At 66.6% G+C, this 23685-nt stretch carries 23 protein-coding genes; 7 read left to right on the top strand and 16 right to left on the bottom strand.

What is annotated here, in order from left to right:
- The first annotated feature begins 1 nt into the window (after position 1).
- Complete coding sequence (locus AU072_RS00360) at positions 2-715, top strand: NAD-dependent deacylase (RefSeq protein ID WP_064411897.1); 714 nt, start codon at positions 2-4, stop codon at positions 713-715.
- Here AU072_RS00360 and AU072_RS00365 read toward each other — a convergent pair.
- From AU072_RS00365 to AU072_RS00375, 3 genes are read right to left on the bottom strand one after another with little or no spacing between them, the layout of a single operon-like run.
- Positions 712-1347, bottom strand: a complete 636-nt coding sequence (locus tag AU072_RS00365) for a class I SAM-dependent methyltransferase (RefSeq protein ID WP_064411898.1) — start codon at positions 1345-1347, stop codon at positions 712-714. The genes AU072_RS00360 and AU072_RS00365 overlap by 4 nt on opposite strands.
- A complete protein-coding gene (locus tag AU072_RS00370) occupies positions 1328-2008 on the bottom strand; it encodes a TetR/AcrR family transcriptional regulator (RefSeq protein ID WP_064411899.1) in 681 nt (226 codons plus the stop codon). Before AU072_RS00370 ends, AU072_RS00365 begins: the two co-directional genes overlap by 20 nt.
- Positions 2005-4281, bottom strand: coding sequence for an MMPL family transporter (locus AU072_RS00375; RefSeq protein WP_064411900.1), 2277 nt, complete (start codon positions 4279-4281; stop codon positions 2005-2007). Before AU072_RS00375 ends, AU072_RS00370 begins: the two co-directional genes overlap by 4 nt.
- 152 nt (positions 4282-4433) lie before the next feature.
- Between AU072_RS00375 and AU072_RS00380 the strand changes: the two genes are divergently transcribed.
- Both AU072_RS00380 and AU072_RS28745 read left to right on the top strand, forming a co-directional pair.
- Positions 4434-4976 (top strand): DoxX family protein, encoded by a 543-nt coding sequence (locus tag AU072_RS00380; RefSeq protein WP_064411901.1) that lies wholly within the window; start codon positions 4434-4436, stop codon positions 4974-4976.
- A gap of 118 nt (positions 4977-5094) precedes the next feature.
- Positions 5095-5226: a hypothetical protein gene (locus AU072_RS28745; RefSeq protein ID WP_090346444.1), complete on the top strand. Its 132-nt coding sequence runs from the start codon at positions 5095-5097 to the stop codon at positions 5224-5226.
- Between the two features lie 113 nt (positions 5227-5339).
- Here the strand turns inward: AU072_RS28745 and AU072_RS00385 are convergent, their stop codons facing one another.
- From AU072_RS00385 to AU072_RS00395, 3 genes are read right to left on the bottom strand one after another with little or no spacing between them, the layout of a single operon-like run.
- Positions 5340-6338 carry an NAD(P)H-dependent flavin oxidoreductase gene (locus AU072_RS00385; RefSeq protein WP_064411902.1) on the bottom strand — a complete coding sequence of 333 codons (999 nt, stop codon included), beginning with the start codon at positions 6336-6338 and terminating at the stop codon, positions 5340-5342.
- Positions 6339-6379: 41 nt separating this feature from the next.
- Entirely contained in the window at positions 6380-7132 is a 753-nt protein-coding gene (locus AU072_RS00390) for a 3-hydroxyacyl-CoA dehydrogenase (RefSeq protein WP_064411903.1), read from the bottom strand.
- Positions 7133-7151: 19 nt separating this feature from the next.
- Positions 7152-8243, bottom strand: a complete 1092-nt coding sequence (locus AU072_RS00395) for a CaiB/BaiF CoA transferase family protein (protein WP_064411904.1) — start codon at positions 8241-8243, stop codon at positions 7152-7154.
- Between the two features lie 87 nt (positions 8244-8330).
- Between AU072_RS00395 and AU072_RS00400 the strand changes: the two genes are divergently transcribed.
- On the top strand, positions 8331-9149 hold the full coding sequence (locus AU072_RS00400) for an enoyl-CoA hydratase (protein ID WP_064411905.1): 819 nt from the start codon (positions 8331-8333) through the stop codon (positions 9147-9149).
- A gap of 181 nt (positions 9150-9330) precedes the next feature.
- On the top strand, positions 9331-10578 hold the full coding sequence (gene tet(V), locus AU072_RS00405; RefSeq protein WP_174523709.1) for a tetracycline efflux MFS transporter Tet(V): 1248 nt from the start codon (positions 9331-9333) through the stop codon (positions 10576-10578).
- A gap of 1 nt (position 10579) precedes the next feature.
- On the opposite strand, the gene AU072_RS00410 is transcribed toward tet(V), so the two are convergent.
- From AU072_RS00410 to AU072_RS00420, 3 genes are read right to left on the bottom strand one after another with little or no spacing between them, the layout of a single operon-like run.
- Positions 10580-11302 carry a CPBP family intramembrane glutamic endopeptidase gene (locus tag AU072_RS00410; RefSeq protein WP_064411907.1) on the bottom strand — a complete coding sequence of 241 codons (723 nt, stop codon included), beginning with the start codon at positions 11300-11302 and terminating at the stop codon, positions 10580-10582.
- The gene (locus AU072_RS00415) at positions 11299-12447 is read right to left on the bottom strand and encodes an NAD(P)H-binding protein (RefSeq protein WP_064411908.1); all 1149 of its coding nucleotides are present in this window, start codon (positions 12445-12447) and stop codon (positions 11299-11301) included. Before AU072_RS00415 ends, AU072_RS00410 begins: the two co-directional genes overlap by 4 nt.
- A 35-nt stretch (positions 12448-12482) precedes the next feature.
- Positions 12483-13007 (bottom strand): gamma carbonic anhydrase family protein, encoded by a 525-nt coding sequence (locus AU072_RS00420; RefSeq protein WP_064412291.1) that lies wholly within the window; start codon positions 13005-13007, stop codon positions 12483-12485.
- Positions 13008-13179: 172 nt separating this feature from the next.
- On the opposite strand from AU072_RS00420, the gene AU072_RS00425 reads away from it, so the two are divergent.
- A complete protein-coding gene (locus tag AU072_RS00425; protein ID WP_064411909.1) occupies positions 13180-13941 on the top strand; it encodes a fasciclin domain-containing protein in 762 nt (253 codons plus the stop codon).
- Between the two features lie 130 nt (positions 13942-14071).
- On the opposite strand, the gene AU072_RS00430 is transcribed toward AU072_RS00425, so the two are convergent.
- The 3 genes from AU072_RS00430 to AU072_RS00440 are packed head-to-tail and all read right to left on the bottom strand — an operon-like array spanning position 14072 to position 17194.
- Positions 14072-15214 (bottom strand): acyl-CoA dehydrogenase family protein, encoded by a 1143-nt coding sequence (locus AU072_RS00430; RefSeq protein WP_064411910.1) that lies wholly within the window; start codon positions 15212-15214, stop codon positions 14072-14074.
- Positions 15215-15219: 5 nt separating this feature from the next.
- On the bottom strand, positions 15220-16005 hold the full coding sequence (locus AU072_RS00435) for a crotonase/enoyl-CoA hydratase family protein (protein ID WP_064411911.1): 786 nt from the start codon (positions 16003-16005) through the stop codon (positions 15220-15222).
- Between the two features lie 43 nt (positions 16006-16048).
- Complete coding sequence (locus tag AU072_RS00440) at positions 16049-17194, bottom strand: thiolase family protein (protein WP_064346688.1); 1146 nt, start codon at positions 17192-17194, stop codon at positions 16049-16051.
- A 314-nt stretch (positions 17195-17508) separates the two neighbouring features.
- Here AU072_RS00440 and AU072_RS00445 point away from each other — a divergent pair, with 314 nt between their 5' ends.
- On the top strand, positions 17509-18300 hold the full coding sequence (locus AU072_RS00445) for a FadR/GntR family transcriptional regulator (RefSeq protein WP_064412292.1): 792 nt from the start codon (positions 17509-17511) through the stop codon (positions 18298-18300).
- Here AU072_RS00445 and AU072_RS00450 read toward each other — a convergent pair.
- From AU072_RS00450 to AU072_RS00465, 4 genes are all read right to left on the bottom strand, one after another.
- Positions 18297-20039, bottom strand: coding sequence for a DUF3556 domain-containing protein (locus tag AU072_RS00450; RefSeq protein ID WP_064411912.1), 1743 nt, complete (start codon positions 20037-20039; stop codon positions 18297-18299). The two genes, AU072_RS00445 and AU072_RS00450, sit on opposite strands and share 4 nt — an antisense overlap.
- Positions 20040-20174: 135 nt before the next feature.
- Positions 20175-20696, bottom strand: a complete 522-nt coding sequence (locus AU072_RS00455; protein ID WP_064411913.1) for a DoxX family protein — start codon at positions 20694-20696, stop codon at positions 20175-20177.
- A 116-nt stretch (positions 20697-20812) separates the two neighbouring features.
- On the bottom strand, positions 20813-22225 hold the full coding sequence (locus tag AU072_RS00460; RefSeq protein WP_064411914.1) for a GH1 family beta-glucosidase: 1413 nt from the start codon (positions 22223-22225) through the stop codon (positions 20813-20815).
- 201 nt (positions 22226-22426) lie between these two features.
- The gene (locus AU072_RS00465; protein WP_064411915.1) at positions 22427-23683 is read right to left on the bottom strand and encodes a WS/DGAT/MGAT family O-acyltransferase; all 1257 of its coding nucleotides are present in this window, start codon (positions 23681-23683) and stop codon (positions 22427-22429) included.
- Positions 23684-23685: the final 2 nt, after the last annotated feature.

The following is a 23685-nucleotide window of genomic DNA, read 5'->3' on the forward strand; positions in this document are numbered from 1 at the left end:
TGTGCAGGTAACGGTCCTCAGCGGTGCGGGCATCTCGGCCGAGAGCGGGGTGCCGACCTTCCGCGACGCCGAAACCGGGCTGTGGGCGAAGGTCGACCCATATGAAATCTCCAGCTCGGAAGGGTGGCGGGCCCACCCGGAGAAGGTATGGGCGTGGTACCTGTGGCGTCACTACATGATGAGCGCTGTACACCCGAACGACGGCCACCGGGCCGTCGCCGCCTGGCAGGATTACGCCGACGTGCACGTCGTCACCCAGAACGTCGACGACCTGCATGAGCGAGCAGGCAGCAAAAAGGTCTACCACGTGCACGGGAGCCTGTTCGAGTTCCACTGCGATCGCTGCCGGCAGACATATTCCGGTGAGCTACCGGCCATGCCCGAACCGGTGGAGACCGTCGACCCGCCGCGGTGCGAATGCGGCGGCCTCATCAGGCCCAACGTGGTCTGGTTCGGCGAGGCGCTGCCCGAGGACGCGTGGCAGCGATCGGTGGAGGCGGTCAGCGGCGCCGACCTGGTGATCGTCGTCGGCACCTCGTCGATCGTCTATCCCGCGGCGGGCCTGCCCGAGATCGCACTGGCCAACAACATCCCGGTCATCGAGGTCAACCCGGAACGCACACCGCTGTCGGACTCGGCGACGGCGTCCGTGCGCGAGACCGCGGCCAGCGCGCTGCCGAATCTGCTGCAGCGGCTCCCGGCCCTACTCGGTTAGGGCCTGACCGCGCGGCCGATCGCGAACTCGGCGACCGGCAGCGGCACCCACCTCGGCATCGTCCATTCCCGCCGAGCATCCTCGACCTCGAACCCCGCACCCACGATGCTTTGTTCGGTGTGGCGGTGGGTGTGGCAGTTCCCGAGCAGCCGCGGCCACACCGTCGCGTCGGCGATCCTCTGCAGCCGCCCGCGGCCGCCCTCGCTGGCGATGTGCTCGAGATAGCGCAGCTCACCGCCGGGCCGCAGTAACGAAAGCAGCTGGCGCAGAACAGTATCGGGATCATCGATCGAGCACAGCACCAGCGAGCAGACGATCGCGTCGAAGGGCTCGCTGCGGTTGGCCACGAAGTGCTCCACGGTGTCGGTGCTGACGGTGACGGGCACGCGGGCTCCGACCGCGGTCCGCTGGGCCCGTTCGGCGAGACGGCGTTCGGGCTCGACGGCCACCACCTCGCGCACCGTGTCGGGGTAGAACTCGAAGTTCGTCCCGGTACCCGCACCGACCTCCAGAACCCGTCCCGACAGGCCGGCGAGGTTCTGCCGGCGGAGTTGCCGGATGGCGTCGGTCTCGTGGGTGGACATCACCGTCCACAACCGAGCGAAAAACGGGTTATCGACCGTGTCCGACATGCAGCATTCCCTTCAACTGAGCGACGGTTTGCGGTGGTGGCGCGTCGAGGTCCACCGCCCCCCGGGTGATGTGACCGAGACACACGGCCGTCAGCACCCGGTCGGCGAAGTCCTCGACATCCCCCCACGGTAGGTACGGCTTGGAGATCAGCATGGCGGCCACCCCGTGCGCGACGGTCATCAACTCCAGCGCCGTCGCGGTCGAGTCGCCCGGCGGATAAATTCCCTCCGCCATCAGTCCCTCGACTGCGGTGCGCAGGTGCACGAATGCCGAGCTGTTCAACGCCACATCCACGTCGCTGCCCGGCCGGCTCTCCCCCATCGTCGCAATGCGGTACAGCTCAGGGGTTTTCATCGCGAAACGCACATACGCCAGCCCCTGCGCGCGCAGCACCTCGATGGTCGACGGCTGCCCGGCCGCCACACTCTGCATCTCCTCGTCGAGCTTCTCGAAGTACCGTGCGCACACCGCGTCGAGCAGCGCGTCCTTGTCGGCGAAGTGGAGGTAGATCGACGGCGGGGTCACGCCCACCCGCTGCGCCACCGACCGGATCGACACCTCTTTCGCATTGCCCGACTCGAGCAGCAGATCGGTGGCGGCGTCGAGGATCTCGTCACGCAGCTGCTCACCGGACCCCCGCGGGGCGCGTCGCCGTTTCATCGCGAACCCGCCGGCTGGATCGAGCCTTCGGCGCGCGATGGTTCAGCGGACTCGCTGAAGCCGATCCGTTCGTGCAGTCTGGTCAACGGCTTGGGCGACCACCAGTTCCACCGTCCGAGCAGATGCATGAACGCCGGCACCAAACCCATCCGCACCAGCGTCGCATCGGCCAGCACCGCCAGCGTCAACCCGACGCCGAACATCCGCATGAACGCGACCTCGGCCGCGATCAGCGCCGCGAACGAGATCGACATCAACAACGCCGCCGCCGTCACGACACGCCCGGTCTTCGCCAGGCCGAGCGCCACGCTCTCGTCGTTGCGCGCACGAGCGGACACCGCCGGGTCGTTGCCGGACTGCAGCCAGAACTCGCGGATGCGGGATACCAAGAAGACTTCGTAATCCATCGACAGCCCGAATGCGATGCAGAACAGCAACACCGGCATGTTCGCCACCAAAGTCCCGGTCGGTGTGGTGCCCAGTGCGCCTAGATGGCCTTCCTGGAAGATCCACACCAGCGCACCGAACGCGGCCGTCAGAGACAAGACGTTGAGTATCAACGCCTTCACCGGCAGCACCACGCTCCCGGTGAGCAGGAAGAGCAGCACGAAGGTGATGGCCCCGATCACCCCGAGCACCAGCGGCAGGCGCGACGTGATCGCCGAGGCACTGTCGCGGTTCACCTGTGCGGTGCCCGTCAGCAGCACCGGAACATCGCCGGGAGTGCGCACCGCCTCCAGCCGGTCGAGCTGCGCTTCGGAGGCATCGCTGAACAACGGCGCCTCACTGGCCACGGTGAGGAACGCGCTGTCGTCCTTGACGCCGGTAGCGGCCGACGGCGGGCCGATCGACTTGCCGTCGACGAACGTGCCGCCGGGAGCCGACACCGACGACACGTCGCCGACCCGCGAGAGGTCTGCCGCGTAGCGATCCACCATCGCGGGCGTGAGATCCCGGGTGTCCGGTATGACGACCGTGACGTTGCGGGCCGAGTCGACGGCGAAGTTGTTGCGTAGCTCGTCGCCGACCTGCCGCGCCGACGCGGACTGAGGCAGCACCCGCTCGTCGGGAAACCCCCAACGCGCGTTGAGGAACGGTGCGCCGAGCACCAGCAGCAGCGTGACGATTGCGAGTCCGATCGGAAGTGCCCGGCGCATCACGACTTTCGTGCAGCGGTACCAGAACGTCTGCTCGACGGGTTTGCGCACCGGCTCCGGTCTGCCGACGAGCCGGCGACCGAACCGCCGCACATCCAGCGCGTCCAACCGGTCCCCGAGCAGCACGATCGCCGCGGGCGCCACCACCACCGCGGCGAGGGCCGCAAACGTCACCACCGCGATTCCCGCGTACGCGAACGACTTCAGGAAGTACATCGGAAACAACACCATCGCGACCATGGACAGCGCGACCGTCATCGCCGAGAACAGCACGGTGCGCCCGGCGGTCACCATGGTGCGCACCAACGCCGCGTCAGGTTGCGCCCCGTCGGCGATCTCGTCGCGGTACCTGCTGATGATCAACAGCGTGTAATCGATAGCGAGCGCCAAACCCATTGCGACGGTGAGGTTCAGCGCGAAGATCGACACGTCGGTGAGGTAGGTGACGCCGCGCAGCACCGCCATCGAACCCAGGATCGCGAAACCACCGATGGCCAACGGCAACGCGGCGGCGAGCAGACCCCCGAACACCCACACCAGCGCGACGAAGCACAGCGGGATCGCGATCGCCTCCATCTTGAGGAGGTCGCGTTCGCTCTGCCCGTTGATCTGCACGTAGATCATGGCCTCGCCGCCGGCGCGCACGGTGACGCCGTCGCGGTCGTGCACGAGTCGCTCCGTGAGTTCCTTCGCATGCTTCTGGGCGCCGCTCTCACCACCGGTGATCCCGGCGACGATCAGCCCGGTCTTCCCGTCCTCACTGATCAGCGCGGGCGCCGCGGTCGGCGGTGCGCTCCACAGCGCGGTCACCCCGACGACCGACGGCGAGGCCCGCAGTTCGGCGGCAAGCTCCTCGCCGACGGCACGGGCCCGCGGGCTCTGCGCGCCCTCGTCGGAGTGCACGCTGAGAATCAACTCCATGTCGCCCTGACCGAACGTATCGACCAAGAGCTGGGTGGCCTCAGCCGACTCCGACGTCGGGTCCTGGAAGCCGCCGGCGGAAAGGTGCTTGGCCACGGGGATACCGAATATGCCGCACGCGACCATCACCAGGACCGCTGTCGCGATGATGCGCCGAGGCGCCGCTATGGCCAGGTGTGCGACTCTCTGCAGCACTCCGCGTCCTCTCGGCTCGGACTAACGCCGGTAACTTAACAACGATAAGTCAGCGCCGTCAACGCCCCTTCAGGACACACGAAACACGGACCCGCGGCGTTCAGGTGCGATTCTCGCGATGAGTTGTGGCATTCCTGGTAGTCGTAATCGGCATGACCACGACGGACGCGGCCACCGCCGCCACCACCACACGCGACTCCGCGACGGACATCGGCCTGCTCATCCTGAGAATCGGCATCGGTGCGGCGATTCTTCAGGCGGGCCTCATCAAGGCCTTCGACTTCAGCACCACCGTCGGCTTCATGGACTCCGCCGGATGGCGGTTGCCCGGACTGGCCGCGTTCATGGTCACGGCGGCCGAGACGCTCGGTGGCCTGGGCCTCATCTTCGGTGCGCTGACGCCGCTGGCCGCGTGTGCGGTGGTCGCGGCGATGGTCGACGCGTGGGCCGTCAACGTGTCGCAGTCGGCTTTCTGGTCCGAACCGTTCAACGCGCCGTTCCTGATCGGCGTCGGTGCCGCAGCGCTGCTGTTCCTCGGGGCCGGCGCGTACTCGCTCGACGCCAAGGCGTTGGGCCGGGTGTCGTGGGGACGGCGCGTCGGCGTCGGCCTGCTGGTCGTGGCGTTCGCCGCGGCGATCCTGACCTGGGTGGCGCTGCTCGGCACCAACCCCATCCACTTCACCGCCGGCTCGTAGCTGGTCAGCAAATCGCTACTGGCGAGTAGTCCGCGACCCTACTTGGCGGTAAGAATTGCCACAGTATTCCGAATCGTGACTCAAAGATTCCTTAGAGGTGACACTTACTGTCGAGTACATGTGGATCGACGACACCAGTGCCGATGTCATCAAGGTCGACTTCGAGGCGCTCTACCACGGCGACGTCCTGGTAGAAGGCGACACCTCGGAGCAGCTCGACGACGAGCACACCCTGCGCACCGCCGTCTGAACGAACGCGCGCCGAGGGGTCGCGCATTCGCTCCGACGGTCGGGCCTCAAGCGCCCGAGCCGGTTCTGTTGCTGCTTTCTTGCTGAACCCGCCCGCTAAATCCGATCCCGTTCCTAAGCCACGTTCTCTTCTTCGTCGTCGGCGATCATGTCGCTGAGCCGGCCGCTGATGATCTCCTCGGCCTCGTCGACGATGCGCGCGACCAGATCCCCGCAGGTCGGGATGTCGTTGATCAGGCCCATCGCGGTGCCCACGCTCCAAATGCCGGCGTCGAGGTCGCCGATCTCGTAGACCTTCACGCCGCGCGAGCCGGCAACCAGGTCCTTGACGTCCTCGAACTGACCGCCGCGGTTCAGGATCTCCACGACCTCACGCGACACCGCGTTGCTGGCCACGCGGGCCGTGTTGCGCAGCGGCCGGAAGATCAGCTCGGTGTCGAGCTCGGTGCCCGCCACGATCGCTTCCTTGACGTTCTGGTGGATCGCCGATTCGACGGTGCACATGAACCGCGAACCCATGTTGATGCCGTCAGCGCCCAGCGCCAATGCGGCGACCAGACCGCGCGCGTCGGCGAACCCGCCGGAGGCGATCATCGGGATCTCGATCTTGGCCGACGCCGCCGGGATCAGCACCAGGCCCGGGATGTCGTCCTCGCCGGGATGGCCCGCGCACTCGAAACCGTCGATGCTGATGCCGTCGACGCCGAGGCTCTGCGCCTTGACCGCGTGCCGCACCGAGGTGCACTTGTGCAGCACCTTGATCCCGTTGTCGTGGAACATCGGCAGATGCGGCGCGGGGTTGGAGCCCGCGGTCTCGACGATCTTGATGCCCGAGTCGACGATCACCTGCCGGTACTCGTCATACGGCGGCGGGTTGATCGTCGGCAGAATCGTCAGGTTGACGCCGAACGGCTTGTCGGTCAGATCGCGGCACTTGGCGATCTCCTTGGCCAGATCGGCCGGCGTCGGCTGGGTCAACGCGGTGATGAAGCCGAGCGCACCCGCATTGGCCACGGCCGCAACGAGTTCCGCGCGGCCGACCCACTGCATCCCGCCCTGCACGATGGGATGCTCGATTCCGAACGTCTCGGTGAACTTCGTCCTGATACCCATCGCGTCTACCTACCTCGGTCCTTTTCTCTTCGCGCAAGCGCTCATCGGGGGGCCATCCGGATCGCGCCGTCCAGGCGGATCACTTCACCGTTGAGCATCGGGTTCTCGACGATGTGCACGGCCAGCGCGCCGTACTCGTCGGGATCGCCCAGGCGCGCCGGATGCGGCACCTGCTTGCCCAGCGAAGCCTGCGCCTCTTCCGGCAGCGAACCCAGCAGCGGGGTCTTGAACAGACCCGGCGCAATGGTGACGACGCGGATGAACTCACGCGACAGGTCACGCGCGATCGGCAGGGTCATCCCGACCACCCCACCCTTGGACGCGGAGTAAGCGGCCTGCCCGATCTGGCCCTCGAACGCCGCGACCGACGCGGTGTTGATGATGACGCCACGCTCACCGTTGATGGGCTCGGTTTTCGCGATCCTCTCGGCGGCCAGCCGCAGCACGTTGAACGTGCCGATCAGGTTGACCTCGATGACCTTCTTGAAGCCGTCGAGCGGGAACGGCCCGTCCTTGCTCAACGTCTTGATCGCGTTGCCGATGCCCGCGCAGTTGACGTTGATGCGCAGCGGGCCCATCTTCTCGGCCGCGTCCAGCGCCGCGCTGACGGCGTCCGGATCGGTCACGTTGGTCTCGACGAACTGGGCGCGGTCACCGAGTTCCTTGACCGCCTCTTCGCCCTTGAGGTCGATGACGACCACCGATGCGCCCCTGTCGAGCAGGCGTTTGGTGGTGGCCAGGCCGAGGCCCGATGCGCCACCGGTGACGACGGCTACGGCGTCCTTGATCTCCACTTTGAGGGTGTTCCTTTCTCTAGGCCCAGTCTCGCAAGACGGCTTCGGTGTCGGCTCCGGCTTGGCCGGGTGGTGTCGGTGCCGGCGGCACGCTTCGGGAGAACCGCGGCGCGGGCATCGGTTGCAGGTGCTCACCGTCGCGATAGAAGGTGTTGCGCTCGGTGACGTGCGGTTCGGACTCGACCTCGCTGAACGACAGCACCGGGGTCACGCAGGCGTCGCTGTCGGCGAACACCTTGGCCCAGTGGTCGCGGTCCTTGCTCGCGATGACCTCGCTGAGCTTCGCGCGCAGCTCCGGCCAGCGGCTCGCGTCGTTCTGGCCGGGCAGGTCGGCGTTCTCCAGGCCCAGGCCCTTGAGGAACTCGGCGTAGAACTGCGGTTCGATGCACCCGACCGCGATGTAGCGGCCGTCGGCGCAGGTGTAGGTGTCGTAGTAGGGCGCGCCGCCGTCGAGGATGTTGACCCCGCGCTGGTCGGTCCACAGCCCGTCCTGCAGAAAGCCCCAGATCATCTGCGCCAGCACGCTGGAGCCGTCGATCATCGCCGCGTCGACCACCTGACCCTTGCCCGACGTCTGGCGTTCCCACAGCGCGGACAGGATGCCGACGAGCAGGAACATCGAGCCGCCGCCGAAGTCACCGGTCAGGTTCAGCGGTGGGACCGGTCGCTCGCCCGCCCGGCCGATCGAGTGCAGCACACCGTTGAGCGAGATGTAGTTGATGTCGTGGCCGGCCTGCAGGCGCCGCGGCCCGGTCTGGCCCCAGCCCGTCATGCGCCCGTAGATCAGCCGCTCGTTGACCTTCGCGCAGTCCTCCGGCCCGAGACCCAGGCGTTCGGTGACACCGGGGCGCAGCCCCTCGATCAGCACGTCGGCCTTCGCGACCAGCCGCAACACGAGTTCGCGGCCCTCATCGCTCTTCAGGTCGGCGGCGACGGAACGCCGATTGCGCAGGGCGGCCTCGCGCTTGCTCGTCGGAATTCCCCCGAGCTTGCCCGGTCGCTCGATGCGGACGACGTCGGCGCCGAGATCACCGAGGATCATCGCCGCGTGCGGGCCGGGTCCGATGCTCGCGAGTTCGATCACCCGCAGCCCGTGCAGAGGTCCCGCCATGCTTACCGCCCTTCGTTGGACAATCGCTTCCGGATCGCCGACATAGCTTACTTGTATAACCAAGTCGTCCGGTTCTAGGGTGCAGCCATGACAACGCTGGATTCGGGCGCACCCACATATACCGGCATCGACGCTTTGACGGTTGAGTTCGCCGACGGTGTGCTTTCGGTGACGCTCAACCGGCCCGACAGCCTCAACTCGCTGAACCGCGAGATGCTGGTCCGTATCGCCGACACTCTCAATACGGCGGCCACCGATCGGCGGGTCAAGGTCGTGCGACTCGGCGGCGCGGGTCGCGGCTTCTGCTCGGGCGCGGGCATCGACGACGACGACCAGGCGCAGAAGAGTGTCGACGGCCCGGCCTCGGTGCTCGACGCCGCCAACGATGCGGTTCGCGCGATCGTCAACCTGCCCCAGCCCGTGGTCGCGGCCGTGCACGGTGCGGCAGCCGGAGTCGGCGTCTCGCTGGCACTGGCTTCGGATGTCGTATTGGCTTCGGACAACGCGTATTTCATGCTGGCGTTCACCAAGATCGGGCTGATGCCTGACGGCGGCGCCTCGGCGCTGGTGGCGGCGGCGGTCGGACGTACCCGCGCGGCCCGGATGGCCCTGCTTGCCGAAAAGGTCTCGGCGCGCGAGGCATACGACTGGGGCCTGGCCGCCGCGGTCTATCCGGCAGATGAGTTCGACGCCGAGGTCGACAAGGTGGTCACCGCGCTGAAGTCCGGTCCCGCCGTGGCGCTACGCAAGACCAAGCACGCGATCAATGCAGCCACGTTGACCGAGTTCGAGCCCGCGCTGGGACGCGAACGTGAAGGTCAGCTGAAGCTGCTGACCTCGCCGGACTTCATCGAGGGCATCACGGCGTTCCAGCAGCGCCGCAAGGCGAACTTCTCCGACTTCTAGGGCACGTCCTTCGCCGAGTGCTTCTAGGGCACCTCCTGCGCCGAGTGTGGGGTCGCCGCACACTCGGCGCGCAGAATGCGTGCGGGTAACCCACGTTCGGCGCAGGGAAATTCGGTGGACTCGATGGGCGCGCCTCCGCGACCATCGACAGGTGAGTACGCAATTCGAGATACAACAGCCGGTGCGCAACGCCGGTGGTTGGCGCGTGCTCGCACCGTTTCGCAACCGCGAGTACCGCCTGCTGATCGCGGCGGTGACGCTGTCGATCTTCGCCGACGGCATGTTCGCGGTGGTGCTGGCCATGCAGGTCATCGAACTCAACAACGACCCCGTATCGCTGTCGATCGTGACGACCTGCTTCGGCGGCGCACTCGTCGCGTTCGTATTGGTCGGCGGGATCGCCGCCGACAGATTCCCTCAGCGGGCAATCATCATCGCGGTCGAGACGGTCAACGTGCTCGCCTCGACGGGTATCGCGATACTGGGAATGCTTGGCGCACTGCAGATCTGGCATCTGGCGGTGGGTGCGGCGGCCCTGGGCGCGGCGGCGGCGTTCTTCTTCCCCGCCTACAGCGCGATCCTTCCGCGCATCCTGCCACCCGAGCAGCTGCTCGCGGCCAACGGCGTGGAGGGCGTGGTGCGCCCGGTGTTCCAACGCGCGATCGGCCCGGCCGCCGCCGGAGTGGTCATCGGCGCGACGTTTCCCGCACTGGGCGCGGTGGCGGTGGCCGCCTTGTTCGCAGTCGGCCTGGTGCTGCTGGTGGCAACCCGCCCCTCGCTGAAACCCGCTACGGCGCAAGAACCCACACATGTGCTGCGCGATCTTCGCGACGGCTTCGTATTCGTGCTCGGCACGCCGTGGCTGTTGTGGACGCTGTTGTTCGCCAGCATCTTCGTACTGGTCGTCCTGGGACCGATCGAGGTGCTGCTGCCGTTCATCGCCAAGGACCGCTTCGCCGACGGCGCACGGATGTACGGCTTCATCCTCGCGTTCTTCGGGTTGGGCAGCGCACTGGGAGCATTGACGGTGTCGTCGGGCCGCATGCCGCGCCGGTACCTGTCGGTGATGATGGCGATGTGGAGTCTCGGCGCCATCCCGCTGATCGTGTTCGGCTTCACCTCGTCGTTTTCGGTGATGGCGGTCGCGACGTTCATCATCGGGTTCACCGACGGCACCGGAATGGTCATCTGGGGCACCCTGCTGCAGCGACGGGTGCCGACCGCGATGCTGGGCCGCGTGTCGAGCCTGGACTTCTTCGTCTCGCTGGCGTTCATGCCGGTGTCGTTCGCGATCGTTGGACCGTTGTCGAAAGTCGTTTCGATACAGACGATTTTCCTCGTCGCGGGCATCGTTCCCATGCTGGTCGCCGCGGTCGCGGTGTGGGCGGCCGGGATGCGTCGCGACGAGCTGGCCCACCCGCTGTCCTAAGTCACACGCCGAAGATCGGCGGCAGCGCGAGCACCATCACCAGACCCCAGAAGAAGTGCGTCAGCATCGGTGCGAGGATGCCGCCGGTCATCCGGCGCTCGAACGCGCAGATCGTGCCCAGGATGATCGCGGCGAAGCCGAGCATCGGATTACCGGTGGTGGCCGCGGTCGCGATGACGTAGAAGACCGTCGAGATCAGTATCGGTTTCATCGTGCCCAAGGCCGTATAGAGCGCACCGCGGAAGAACATCTCCTCGGCCAGCCCGTTGATCACGGTGATGAACGCCACCAGGACCAAAGGTCCATAGTCGGCGTATTCCAATACGCGAGTGATGTATTCGCGCACACCGGGAATCTCACGCGCGATCAGGCCGCCGACGACGAACACCGCGCCCAGCGCCAAACCGATTGCGGTGCCGGTGATCACGGGCCGTTGATTGCGACCGCGGAAGCGGATGCATCCCATGTGCAGCGGGCCGGACAGCAACGCGCCCAGCGCCCACACCCCGGCCAGCGCCAACGTCAGCCAGTAGAACGACGAGTCCCCCGGCGGCCGCGTCAGCGAATATCCAAGTAGCGCAGCGCCGATGACGAGCACGACCGCGACGACGATGCGCCTGCGCCGTATAACGCTGGGCGGTTCGTGATGCGGGACGGGGCACGCGCTGACGATCTCGCGAATCTCACCAAGCAGCCCGGGGCGAGGCTGAGTCTTCTCCGTCACGTCGGAACAACCTTGGGCACGAAGTGCAGCAGTGTGTCCACCCCGGTGCGCACCGCCCCGGCAACGGGTCCGGGCACCCCGCCGATGAGCCCGAGCGCGGGCCGGGCGATCGACGGTGTGACCGCACCGGCGACCTGTTGCAGACGCAGCGTGTCCCCACCCGCCCACGCGGGGTCGGTATCGGCGAGGTGGTGTGGGTCGGTGAGCTCGTCGACGGGTCGACGCCGACGACTTGCCAGCGCCCGTGTGATCGCCTCCTCGACGCCGATCAGCCCGGCGGGCGGGTCCGGCACGAACTCACGCAGCCGGGTGTCCGAAGCAATCATCGGATGGTCCAGCGACTGCACCAGGTCCGCCGCCAGACCGCCCGGCACCGGCAGCACCGCCGCCGTCACCCACGACACCAGACCGGTGTCGACGCCGTTGACCGGCAGCTCGGCCCTCCATTTCCCGGCGATACGCGCGTACGTGCGCAGCAGCTCGGCGTACGACGTGGTTTCCGGGCCGGTGATGTCGTAGGCCCCGGCGGGCACCTGCTCGCCGTCTGCGGCGGCGACGAGGTAGTGCAGCACATCGCAGATCGAGATCGGGTCGATCGGGTTCGCCGACCACGACGGCATCGGAATGACCAGGAACCGATCGCCCACGTAGCGCAGCATCTCGAACGACGTCGACCCCGCACCGATGATGATGGCCGCGCCGAGCCACACCACGTCGGGTCCGCCGTCGACGTGCAACGCCTCGGCGACCTCGGCGCGGCTTGCCAGGTGCTCGGACAGCTCGTCACCGTCGGGCACGAACCCGCCCAGATACACGATGCGACGCACACCGGCGTCCTTGGCCGCCTTGGCCACGGTGGCTGCCGCGCGGTTGTCCGCCTCGCGGAAATCGGGCTGCCCGATGCCGTGCACGAGGTAGTAGACGACGTCAATGGGACCGGCGTCGGCGAACGCCGACCGCACCGAGGCTTCGTCGTGGGCGTCCAACGCGACGGCGTTGACGCGGTCCTGCCATCCGAAATCGGCCAGCCGATCGGGATTTCGACTGGCGGCGACCACCTCGTGGCCCTCGGTGAGCAGCTCGGTGACGAGCCGGGAGCCGACGTAACCGGTCGCGCCGGTCACGAGAGTGCGAACACGTTTCACGGTAGGGCCTGTACCCGGATCGGACCCGGGAGAATCTAGGCCGTCGCGTCCCGGTGCAGATCGATCAGGTGCTGGTACACCTGAGCGTTGTAGCGGTTGTGGTTGACCTCTGCGTCGCTGAGGTCGCGGCGCACCTTGCCGGGGACCCCGGCGACCAAGGTCCGCGGCGGCACCACGAAACCCTGCGACACGACCGCGCCCGCGGCGATCAACGCTCCGTGGCCCACCGTCGCGCCGTTGAGGATGACCGCCCCCATACCGATCAGCGCCCCGTCCTCGACGACACAGCCGTGCAGGACGGCGTTGTGCCCCACGCTGACCTCTTCGCCGATGCAGACGGGAAATTCCGGGTCGACGTGGACGGTGACCCCGTCCTGGATGTTGGTGCCGAAACCGATCTCGATGGGCTCGGCCTCGGCCCGCAGCGTGGCGCCGTACCAGACGCTGGCCCGTGCGGCGAGAGTCACCTGGCCGATCAGGCTCGCGTTGGGCGCTGCCCAAGCCTCGGCGTGCAGCGACGGCGTGCGACCACGAATGGGAACGATCAGCGGCTCGGGCATGCGGCTCATCGTATGCACCGGCCTTTCACCGCCGTTCGGCGCACTATGTGGGCAGATTGACAAAGCCCAGGTCAGGTGGCTTGCAGCGGCCGTTTGGCGAGGTGGTGACTTTGGCAGCCACGCAACAGTGCCTTTAACATGCGTTGCGACCTGTCTAGCTGAGGAGCCGTAAGTGAAGACTCGCACCAGCAAAGCCCTTGGTGCCACCGCCGGGATCGCCGCGATCGCCTTTTCGGTGCCGCTGGCCGTGACCGCGTACGCCGATCCGCCCGCGCCCGCCCCCGAGCAGCCGGCCGAGCCGACCACCACCGCGGTGGTCGAGATCCCGAACCCCGAGGGGAAGGGCTGTGACGCCTTCAAGGAGGCGGTGCCCGACTGGAAGGCGCTGAACAACCTGCCCGTCGGCCAGGCTCTGCAAGCGATCCCGGACGCCAGCACCTTCTACTCCGCGATCTCGGGCGGGTTCAATCCCGCCGTGAACGTGGTGCCCGTGCTGGAGAACGGCCCGTACGTGGTCTTCGTGCCGACGAACGAGGCGTTCGCCGCACTTGCACCCGCGCAGCTGGACGCGTTGAAGGCCAACCCCGCCGCGCTGACGGACTTCGACTATTACCACGTGTTCCTCGGGATGCTCGGGCCCAAGGACGTCAAGGGGCAGCGGCCCACCCAGCAGGGTGCGGAGATCAAGGTGACCGGTGAGAACGCCGACGTCACGATCAACGACACCGCCAAGGTGGTCTGCGGTGGTATCCAAGCCGCGAACGCCCGGATCTACCTGATCGACGCGGTACTCGATCCGGCCAACGCGCCCGAGGCCGTCACGCCGTCCGCGACGTCGACCAGCGAGACGACCACCACCCAGACGACGACCGAGACCACCGAGCCGGCCGCACCGGCGGAGCCGACGCCGGCTGCCGACGCCCCGATCGGCTGATCTCACCCCGACACGCAAAAGCCCCCGAAACTCCGTTGTTTCGGGGGCTTTGGCGTGGGGGTGGCTAGACGGCACGGTCGCTATACGCCACGCCGGCGAGACCCGGCTAGACGCCACGCCGGCGAGCCGGCTATACGCCGAGGTCGCGGCCGATGATCTCCTTCATGATCTCGGTGGTGCCACCGAAGATCGTCTGGATGCGCCCGTCGACGTAGGCGCGTGCGACGCGGTACTCCATCATGTAGCCGTATCCGCCGTGCAGCTGCACGCACTGGTCGACGACCTTCTTGGCCACCTCGGTGGCCCACCACTTGGCCTTGGCCGCCTCGACCGCGGTCAGCTCACCGTCGACCACACCCTGCAGGCAGCGGTCGATGTAGTTCTCGGTGACCTCGAGCTCGGTCTCCATCTCGGCGAGCAGGAAGCGGTTGTGCTGGAAGCTGCCGATCGGCTGGCCGAAGGCCTTGCGGTCCTTGGCATATTGCAGCGTCTCGTCGAAGACTCCGCGGGCCCCGGCGATGGCCGAGATCGCGATGCCCAACCGCTCCGAGGGCAGGTTGGTCATCAGGTGGTAGAAGCCGCGACCCTCCTTGCCGAGCAGGTTCGCGTTCGGCACCCGCACGTTTTCGAAGTGCAGCTCGGAGGTGTCCTGCGAGTGCAGCCCCATCTTGTCGAGCTTGCGGCCCCGCGTGAAGCCCTCCATGTCGCGCTCCACCACGAACAACGAGAAGCCCTTGTGGCCGGCCTCCGGGTCGGTGCGCGCGACGACCACACACAGGTCGCAGTTGATGCCCGACGAGATGAATGTCTTGGAGCCGTTGATGATCCAGTCGTCACCGTCGCGCACCGCGGAGGTGCGGATGCCGGCCAGATCGCTACCGGCACCCGGCTCGGTCATCGCGATCGCGATGATCAGCTCGCCGCTGGTGATGCCCGGCAGCCAGCGCTTCTTCTGCTCGTCGTTGGCCAACTCCTTGAAGTACGGGCCGACGACGTCGTTGTGCAGGCTCAGTGCCGGTCCGTGTACGCCGGATTTGGCGATCTCCTCGTCGATGATCGCGTTGAACCGGAAGTCATCGGAGCCGCCGCCGCCGTACTCCTCGGGCATGTTGAACCCGATCAGCCCGTACTTGCCCGCCGCCGTGAACGCAGACCGGTCGACGATGCGCTCGGTCTCCCACTTCTCCTGGTTGGGTACGAGTTCGCGCTCGATGTACTCCCGGACGGTCTCCCGGAACGCCTCGTGTTCGGCGTCGTAGATGGTTCTTTTCACTTTGCTTACTTGGCCTTCCAAACAGGCTGGCGCTTCTCGGCGAATGCCAGCGGTCCTTCCTTGGCGTCCTCTGAGCGGAGCACCGTCGAGATCTCACGCATGGTCCTCGACCATCCACCTTCGTCACCGGCGATGACGCCGTCGTCGACGCCCATCGCCACCCGCTTGCTCGCCCACACCGCAAGCGGCGCATTGCAGGTGATGCGTTCGGCGAGTGCGAGCGCGGCATCGACCGCGGTGCCGTCGGGTACGACCTGGTTGATCAGACCCCACTTCAGGGCGTCGGCCGACGACATCGGCTCGCCGGTGAACAGCAGCTCCATCGCGACCTTGCGCGGCAGGTGGTCGACGATGCGGAACACCCCGCCCGCGGCGGCGATCAGGCCCCGCTTCACTTCGGGCAGACCGAATTTCGCGCGCTCCTCGGCGATCACCAGATCACTGGCGAGTGCGAGTTCGGTTCCTCCGCCCAATGCGGTGCCGTTGACCGCGGCGATCGTCGGCTTGTCGATGTAGTGGCGCACGTACCCGGCGAAGCCCCACTCGGCGTGGTCCGGGTGAAACAGGCTCTCCCGTCGCGCGATGGCCTTGAGATCGGCACCGGCGCAAAAGGATTCACCGGCGCCGGTGATCACCACCGCGCGCACCTCGGGGTCGTCCTGTGCCTGCTGCAGCGCATCGCCGACCGCGGTGCTGACCGCGCTGTTGACGGCGTTACGCGCCTCGGGCCGGTTGATCGTGATGAGCAGGACGTTCCCGCGGCGCTCGGTCAGCGCCGCGGGAGTCGTCATGGCTCGTCCGACGACGATCGCTGAGGAGTCGGACACAAGCAACTCAGAGCAGCTCGAGGATGGTGGCGTTGGCCTGGCCGCCGCCCTCACACATGGTCTGCAGACCGTACTTGATCCCGTTGTCGCGCATGTGGTACAGCAGCGTCGTCATGATGCGCGCACCCGAGCCGCCGAGCGGGTGGCCCAGCGCGATCGCACCGCCGTTCGGGTTCAGCTTCTTCTCGTCTGCGCCGATGTCCTTGAGCCACGCCATCGGAACCGGCGCGAACGCCTCATTGACCTCGAAGGCCCCGATGTCGTCGACGGACAGGCCGGAACGCTTGAGCGCCTTCTGGGTTGCCGGGATCGGCGCGGTCAGCATGATCACCGGATCGGCACCGGCCAGCACCGCGGTGTGCACGCGGGCCAGCGGTTTGAGGCCCAGTTCCTTGGCCTTCTCCGCCGACATGAACAGCAGCGCCGCCGAACCGTCGGAGATCTGCGACGAGTTGCCGGCGTGGATCACGCCGTCCTCGCGGAAGGCGGGCTTGAGCTGGCCCATCTTCTCCAGCGTGGTGCCGCGACGGATGCCCTCGTCCTTGAGAACGGTATTGCCCTCGTCGTCCTTGATGCCGACGATCTGATCGTCGAACGCACCCGCATCCTGTGCGGCAGCGGCCTTTTCGTGCGAGTCGAGCGAGAACTGGTCGAGATCGGTGCGGCTGAAGCCCCACTGCTCGGCGATCATCTCGGCGCCGATGCCCTGGTTCGGAGTCTGCTTGTAGCGGTTCTTGAAGTTCGCCGAGTACGGGTTGCCGCCGTTGGCCAGCGAGGCGCCCATCGGGGTGCGCGACATCGACTCGACACCGCCGGCGACGACGACGTCGTAGTGGCCGGCCACCACGCCGGCGGCGGCGAAGTGCACCGACTGCTGGCTCGAACCGCACTGGCGGTCGACGGTGACGCCGGGGACGGTCTCCGGCCAGCCGGCCGTCAGCAGGGCCGTGCGACCGATGTCGAGGGCCTGCTCACCGGCCTGCATGACGCAGCCCCAGATGACGTCGTCAACGAGCGCGGGATCGACGCCGGCGCGCTGCACCAGACCGTTGAGAACCTGCGCGGACAACTCAGCCGGATGCACACCGGAAAGACCTCCGTTGCGCTTGCCGACGGGCGACCGTACTGCCTCAACGATGACGGCTTCAGCCATGACACTTCTCCTTCGAAGTCCGAGGATTCACCCGCATACGCGCGGGTCCACCCCCGAACGTAAACGAACAAGGTTTACTAGGTCAACCTACTGGTTGGTGGGTGTGATCTGATGACGGAATGCCCGCCGATTTCCCGGGTGCCGCGAAGGTAGCGGAGGCTCGCCCTGCCAGGTCCTTCGGGATAGGGTTCTCGTCCGTCCGAGGCCCGACCCGCAGGGGTGGCTCCGCTCATCGCTTTGCCCGACGTGACCCCGCACATGGTTTACTGAGTTGTACAGCTGGCCGCTGGGTCAGCCGCAACGTGGGAGTGGGAGTGGCTCGAAGTACACCGCTGGCGCCGATGATCGGCCCGGACGGCGTCGGCGCCGGGACGACGGTGCGGTCACCGAAGACCGCCGAACTGGTCGCCGGCACGCTGCGTCGCATGGTGGTCGACGGCCAACTCAAGGACGGCGACTTCCTCCCCAACGAAGCCGAGCTGATGGCCCACTTCGGGGTGAGCCGACCGACCTTGCGGGAGGCGGTCCGCGTCCTGGAGTCCGAGCGCCTCGTCGAGGTGCGGCGTGGTTCGCGCACCGGCGCGCGCGTTCGCGTGCCCGGCCCCGAGATCGTGGCCCGTCCCGCCGGCCTCTTGCTGGAGTTGTCGGGCGCGACGATCGCCGACCTGATGACCGCGCGCGCCGGGATCGAGCCGATGGCGGCGCGACTGCTCGCCCAATCCGGTTCGGCTGAGGCGTTCGACGAGCTCGACGGCCTGCTCGAAGAGCACGTGCCCTCCGGCTGGCAGAACGACACCCTCGCCGAGACGACGGGCGACTTCCACAGACGCGTCGTCGAGTTGTCGGGCAATGCGACGCTGTCCATCATCGCCGGCATGTTGCACGAGATCACAGTGCGCCACAACACGTTCCTGTTCAAGGAGCGTCGACCGATCTCCCGCTCCGACTTCGACAAGTTGATGCGTTCCTACCGGAAGTTGATGCAGCTGTTGAGATCCGGCGACGGCGCGGCCGCCGAAGCGCATTGGCGCAAGCATCTCGACACCGCTCGCGATCTGCTCCTGCAGGGACTCGAGGATGTCAAGGTCCGCGACGTCATGGGCTAGGGAGCGTCGGCGCTGTCCTTCTGCCATGTGACGTGGACCGGGACCGTGTCGTCCCACGGTTGGCGTGTCACCATGTCGGCGACGCGGATGTAGCCCCGCTCGAACTCCCCGGTCGCCGCGTCGACCAACCGGTATTCCTGGCGCTGCTTGTGGATCGGTTGCCCGTCGATCAGCACGACGATCACCTCACCCGGTTCGAAATTGCAGCGTTTCTGCAGGGCCTCGATGAGCTGCTCGTTGTGCATATGGCCGTCGCCGAAGTTCCAGCCGATCGCGGTGCTGCAGATGCGCTCACCGTCGGTCAGCACATAGTCGTCCTCGTTGTGGCCGGCCATCGCGCGGTGCGCGAGGGTGAACATGGCGCGACCGTGAGTGTTGAACGCGCGGAAGGCGTATCCCATATAGAGATACATCTGGGCGGTCTCCGGGCTGCCGTAGTAGCGCTCCATCTGCGCCTGCGGCATGCTCGCGATCGAGACGACGTTCTCCTCGATCTTCGCCGACCCTGACGGTTTCACACACCACAACCCGGTGTCCCAGTTGCCCGCGTAGTAGCGCATGCCCGGCAGGAAGGACACCTTGCGCGGGAACAGGTTTCCCATCACCACGGTGCCCGCGACGATCGCGAACAACAGGATCGGCCACGGGCTCTGCAGATCACCAAGGCCGACCCCGGGATGTCCCACGAACAACGCCAGGACCGAGAACATCATGAAGACGTTCCACTCCAGCGGCACACCCATCGGGATCGAGGACAGGATGCCGAAGTGGAACACCAGCATCACGAACGCGGCGATGTAGGTCGGCCAACCCCCGGGGGAGAAGAACAGCACCAGCGGGACCAAACCCTCGATGGCGGTGCTGAAGTGCGCCAGCCACCGTGACGCCCGCCCGGGCCGCAGGTCATCTGGAAAGCGTTCGAAGAACTTGCGTTTGATCCATTTGGGCCGGAACACCGGGTTGTTGCTCATCATCGTGGAGATGACGAACGGGAAGTGCTTGTTGAGTTTCGACGTCGCGGCGCCGAGCCAGATCGTCAGGCACACCAGTTTGGCCGCGATGATGATGTCGGGCCCCGCGAACAGGAAGCAGACCGCAAGCGAGGCGTACACCTCGCCGCGGGCGGCCAGGAAGATCACCTTGTCGCGCAGACCGAGCACGGCGAGGACGCCGAGGATGGCGGCGATCTGCCACACCGGCAGCACGCCGACCGTCGTCCCCAGTTCGGGTATCGGTCCGGTGCCGTCGGAGAACAGCGCCACGACGAGCAACACCAGGAGCGCGCCGTAGAGCAGCGCATCGAACGGTGTGCGGGTGTCGCCTCTGGTCAGCGGGATGCGGGTCGGCCACGGTGGCAGCCGAATCGTGTTGGGTCGCAACCAGTACAGGATCGAACCCATCGGCGGAAAGAACCGGTTGTTCAGCGGGCCGAAACCGCAGCCGAGGCCGACGACCTCGAACAGCATCGTGTACAACACGACCTTTTCGAACACGATCGGCTCGTTGTACCAGGAGGCGACGTTGGTGAACCCGTCGATGCCCGTGGTGGTGAGCACCACCAGCCATGCGCCGAGGATGTAGAGCAGGATCTTGACGACGTAGAACAGGTGCAGAACCACCGGCGTCCCGAATCCCACCTCGGCCCAGTGTCGGGCCATCGGCACGATCTTCTCGGCCCGACTGCCCTTACTCCACTCCTCGTAGTCGACGACGGGCGCGTCCTGCTTCAAGAACCCCATGGCAACACAGACTAGAACGTGTTCTAGCTATACGGCTCCAGATCCTCACGTCCGCTTCGCGAAAACTACAACAGGGTCGCGATCGCCGAGGTTTCACGACCCTGGTGTGCAGTTCGCGAACTGCGTGGGCTCTCGTCAGGCGTCGGTCTTGGCAGGCGGCCGGTAGAAGATCGCCAGCTGACCGATGCCGCCGAGAAGGCCCAGACCGAGCGAGATGACCAGACCCCACCAGCCGTGCAGCAGGTCGTAGAAGCTCGTCGAACTGAACAGCAGATGGTCAAGGCTGAGCTTGCCCGCGCCGATCGTGGCGATGCCGACGGCTGCGGCGGCGAGCACGAGGTTGTACTCCCAGCCTTCCTTGACGATGAAGAAGCCGTTGGCCCGGTGCACGGTCCACGCCGCGACCAGCATGAGCGCCACGAAGCCCGCGGCCGGTATCGGGGTCAGCAGGCCGACCGCGAGACCGATGCCGGCCGCCATCTCGGTCGTCGCGGCGACCCGGGCGTGGAACTTGCCAGGCTTCATCCCCATGCTGTCGAACCACCCGGCGGTGCCCTTGAGGCCTCCGGGCCCGAAGAACTTGTTGTAGCCGTGGGCGGCCATGGTCAGACCCAGGACCACCCGCAGAATCAGCACGCCGACGTCGTAAGCAGTCATGCAACAAAATCTAGGCCATGTGTTAAGCCGCTGCCCAGCCCCCTCGCCCAACCGGATTCGCCGGCTGTCCGAAGAAGCGCAGCTGTGGTGATTGCGCCAACGCAGCACGAGGCGATTCACACGACCGCATTGTGTCGCGCCACCTCTCGGAACCAATTCGCGCTGAGCTTGGGTGATCGCCTCTGAGTCGCAAGGTCGACCCGATAGAGCCCGAACCTTGGTTGCATGCCCGCGCCCCACTCGAGGTTGTCGAGCAGGCTCCAGTGAAAGTAGCCGCGAACCGGCACACCGTCGGCCGTTGCCCGCTGCAGTTCGGTGAGAAAAGCCCGGAGCCATACGACGCGGCCCGTGTCGAATCCCTCGGCGTCCTCCTCAGCGGTCGTCGGCATGCCGTTCTCGGTGATGAAGATTTCCTTGGCGTTCCATACGTCGACCAGGAGGCGCGTCCCCCAGTACATCGATTCGGGGCTGAGCATCAACGCGACCTCTGAGTTCGGGTACTGGGCGCGGGCATGCATCGGCTGATACGACCGCGCCGGGGGAGGCACCATGAAGCTTCCTGCGACCACTTCGTACCCGGGCTCCGAGTCGGATGCCTGGACGAAGGCATGGACCATATAGATGTTGGTGCCGACGAAATCGACCGGGCTACTGATGATCTGCAGGTCCTCGGAGGTGAACTTCGGCGCGTCCGCGCCGTGTTGCGCCAGGAACGCGTCGGTGTAACAGCCTTCCATCATCACGGTCATGTAGCCCGCGTTGAGCTCCCGCAATGCGGCCGCTGCGGCCCGGATGTTCTCTGCCGTCTCAATGATGGGAGCGGTGCCGATGATCTGCTCCGCGGGCCCGACCTTGGTCGCCGGGCGGGCCTGAGCGCGAATGGACCGAACGGCCAGGCCGTGGCCAAGCACGGCGTGATGACGAATTTGGTTGACCTGACCCGGCGGCAGCTGCAAGCCCGGAGCGAGCATGCCCCTGCCGTGTCCCAGCTCCACGAAGCTGGAGAACTCGTTGATGGTGAAGAAATGCCGCACCCGGTCGCTGAGCTGCGCCGCGACGTAGCCGGCGTAATCGCCGAACGCCTCAGCCGTGTCGCGCGACTGCCATCCGCCCTTGTCCTGCAGCGCCTGTGGCAAGTCCCAGTGGTAAAGCGTCGCGAATGGCTCGATTCCATTGGCGAGCAGTTCGTCAACGAGACGACGATAGAAGTCCAAACCCTTCGAATTCGGCCGACCAACCCCGTCAGGAAAGATGCGGGGCCACGAGATGGAGAACCGGTATGCCGTCGCCCCGATCGCCTTCATCAGCTGGACGTCTTCCTTGTACCGGTGATAGTGATCGACGGCCACGTCGCCGGTGGAGCCGTCCCTGATCTTGCCGGCGTGGCCGAAGGTGTCCCAGATAGACGGGCCCTTGCCGTCTTCGTCCCAAGCGCCTTCGATCTGGAAGGCCGCCGTCGCCGTGCCCCAGAAGAACTCGTCCGGGAATCGACGGCCGGCCGACGCCGATGAAATTGATGTCCCAGGCATCACGTGCCTCCTCGCTGATGCGATCTCGAGGTGTTTCCTAGTCGCTTCACCTCTCCGCGGTGCGGGCCCTACTGGTAATGGTCGCGTGATTCTGGCCGCGGCGCGGCCGAACGGCCGGTAAGGAATGATCAGATGCCGGCCGCGTGGGTGCCGAAGGGCTGACTCGCGCCGATATACCGCCTGGCTTCCCCGACCGACACCTCATCGATCCAACGCCGCTGCCAATCTCTCGATGTAAGAGTCGATGTCGCCGATCGCCGACTCGGCCGCATGCACGCTGACGGCGATGGTGTCTCCTATGCCGTGCACGCCGTGCGTCACGCCCATCATCGGGGACAGCCCTGGAAATCCGGCGGTGAGGACGACGGGCGAATTCCCGAAACGCAGGTCGGCGGGCCCGCGGTTCACGCTGGAGACGACGGTGTTCCCCGTGACGGTCGGAGAGCGCAGTGTCGGGTCGAATTTCCCTACCCCATAACGCAGTAACCACGCAGGCACCGCGGCGGACGCTCGGCTGGCCGCAGCCATCGCCGTATGGGCGGCCCTGCGTCGGCGTTGCTTGAGGTCCTCGGCGATGCGCAAGGTTCGCGCATCGAACGCCAGATCCGGGTACAGGCCGACACCTACATTGCCGAAATGGTTGTGGGCGAGCCGATCTCCCGCTTTCGCCATAGGTACCTCGGCGCCCAGCAGCGACGGGTCGTCACCGAACTCGCGCAGGTGCCCGGCCAACGCCTCGGATATCGCGGCCAGCGCACCGACCGTCACCGTCACCCCGGGCATCTCTGCGCGCCGCATCACCACCGTCCGAATACTGCGCAAGCCTTCCGGTCGCGCATTACTGCACAACGCCGGACGCGGATCCGCCGGCGGCGGAACCGATCCGGCCGACGTATCGCGCACGAGCCTGCGGTGGGCCCGCGCAGCCGCATAGCCGCGCCATGGCAACCTCAACCCCGGAAACGGCTCTGGCGCCGAAACATTCGGTACGAACGCTCGTCGCCCGAACAACCACGCCGCCAACGCCGATGACCGCACCCCGTCCCCGAGCGCGTGCGCCACCTGCACCACCGCAACCGTGCCGAGTCCCGCTCCCGGAACGTTCTCGACAGCCGGGAAGATGTGGATCCGCCACGCCATGATCCGCGGATCCAGTTGGTCCGAACTCAGCAACCCCGCCACGACGGCCAGACACTGCGCCCAACTGTTCCCCGCGGCGTGCATCACGAACTGGTTCGGCGAGACGTCCGCGGTCACCCACTGTGGATACGTCAGCGGGTTGCCGTCACGCACCCGCAGGCGCAACTCGGTGCTGCCCCGAGCCCTGGCACCGAGTCGCGCCACCGCTGCGTCGAGGTCCACGGCCCCCGCGAAACCGTAGAGCAGAAACTGATCGCTGGGGATCTTCGCCGACATCCAGTATGTCTGCGCATCCACCGCAGCCAGTCGTCGCCCCATGT

Origin of the sequence: Mycolicibacterium novocastrense, assembly GCF_001499835.1 — a bacterium.
Lineage (GTDB): Bacteria > Actinomycetota > Actinomycetes > Mycobacteriales > Mycobacteriaceae > Mycobacterium > Mycobacterium novocastrense.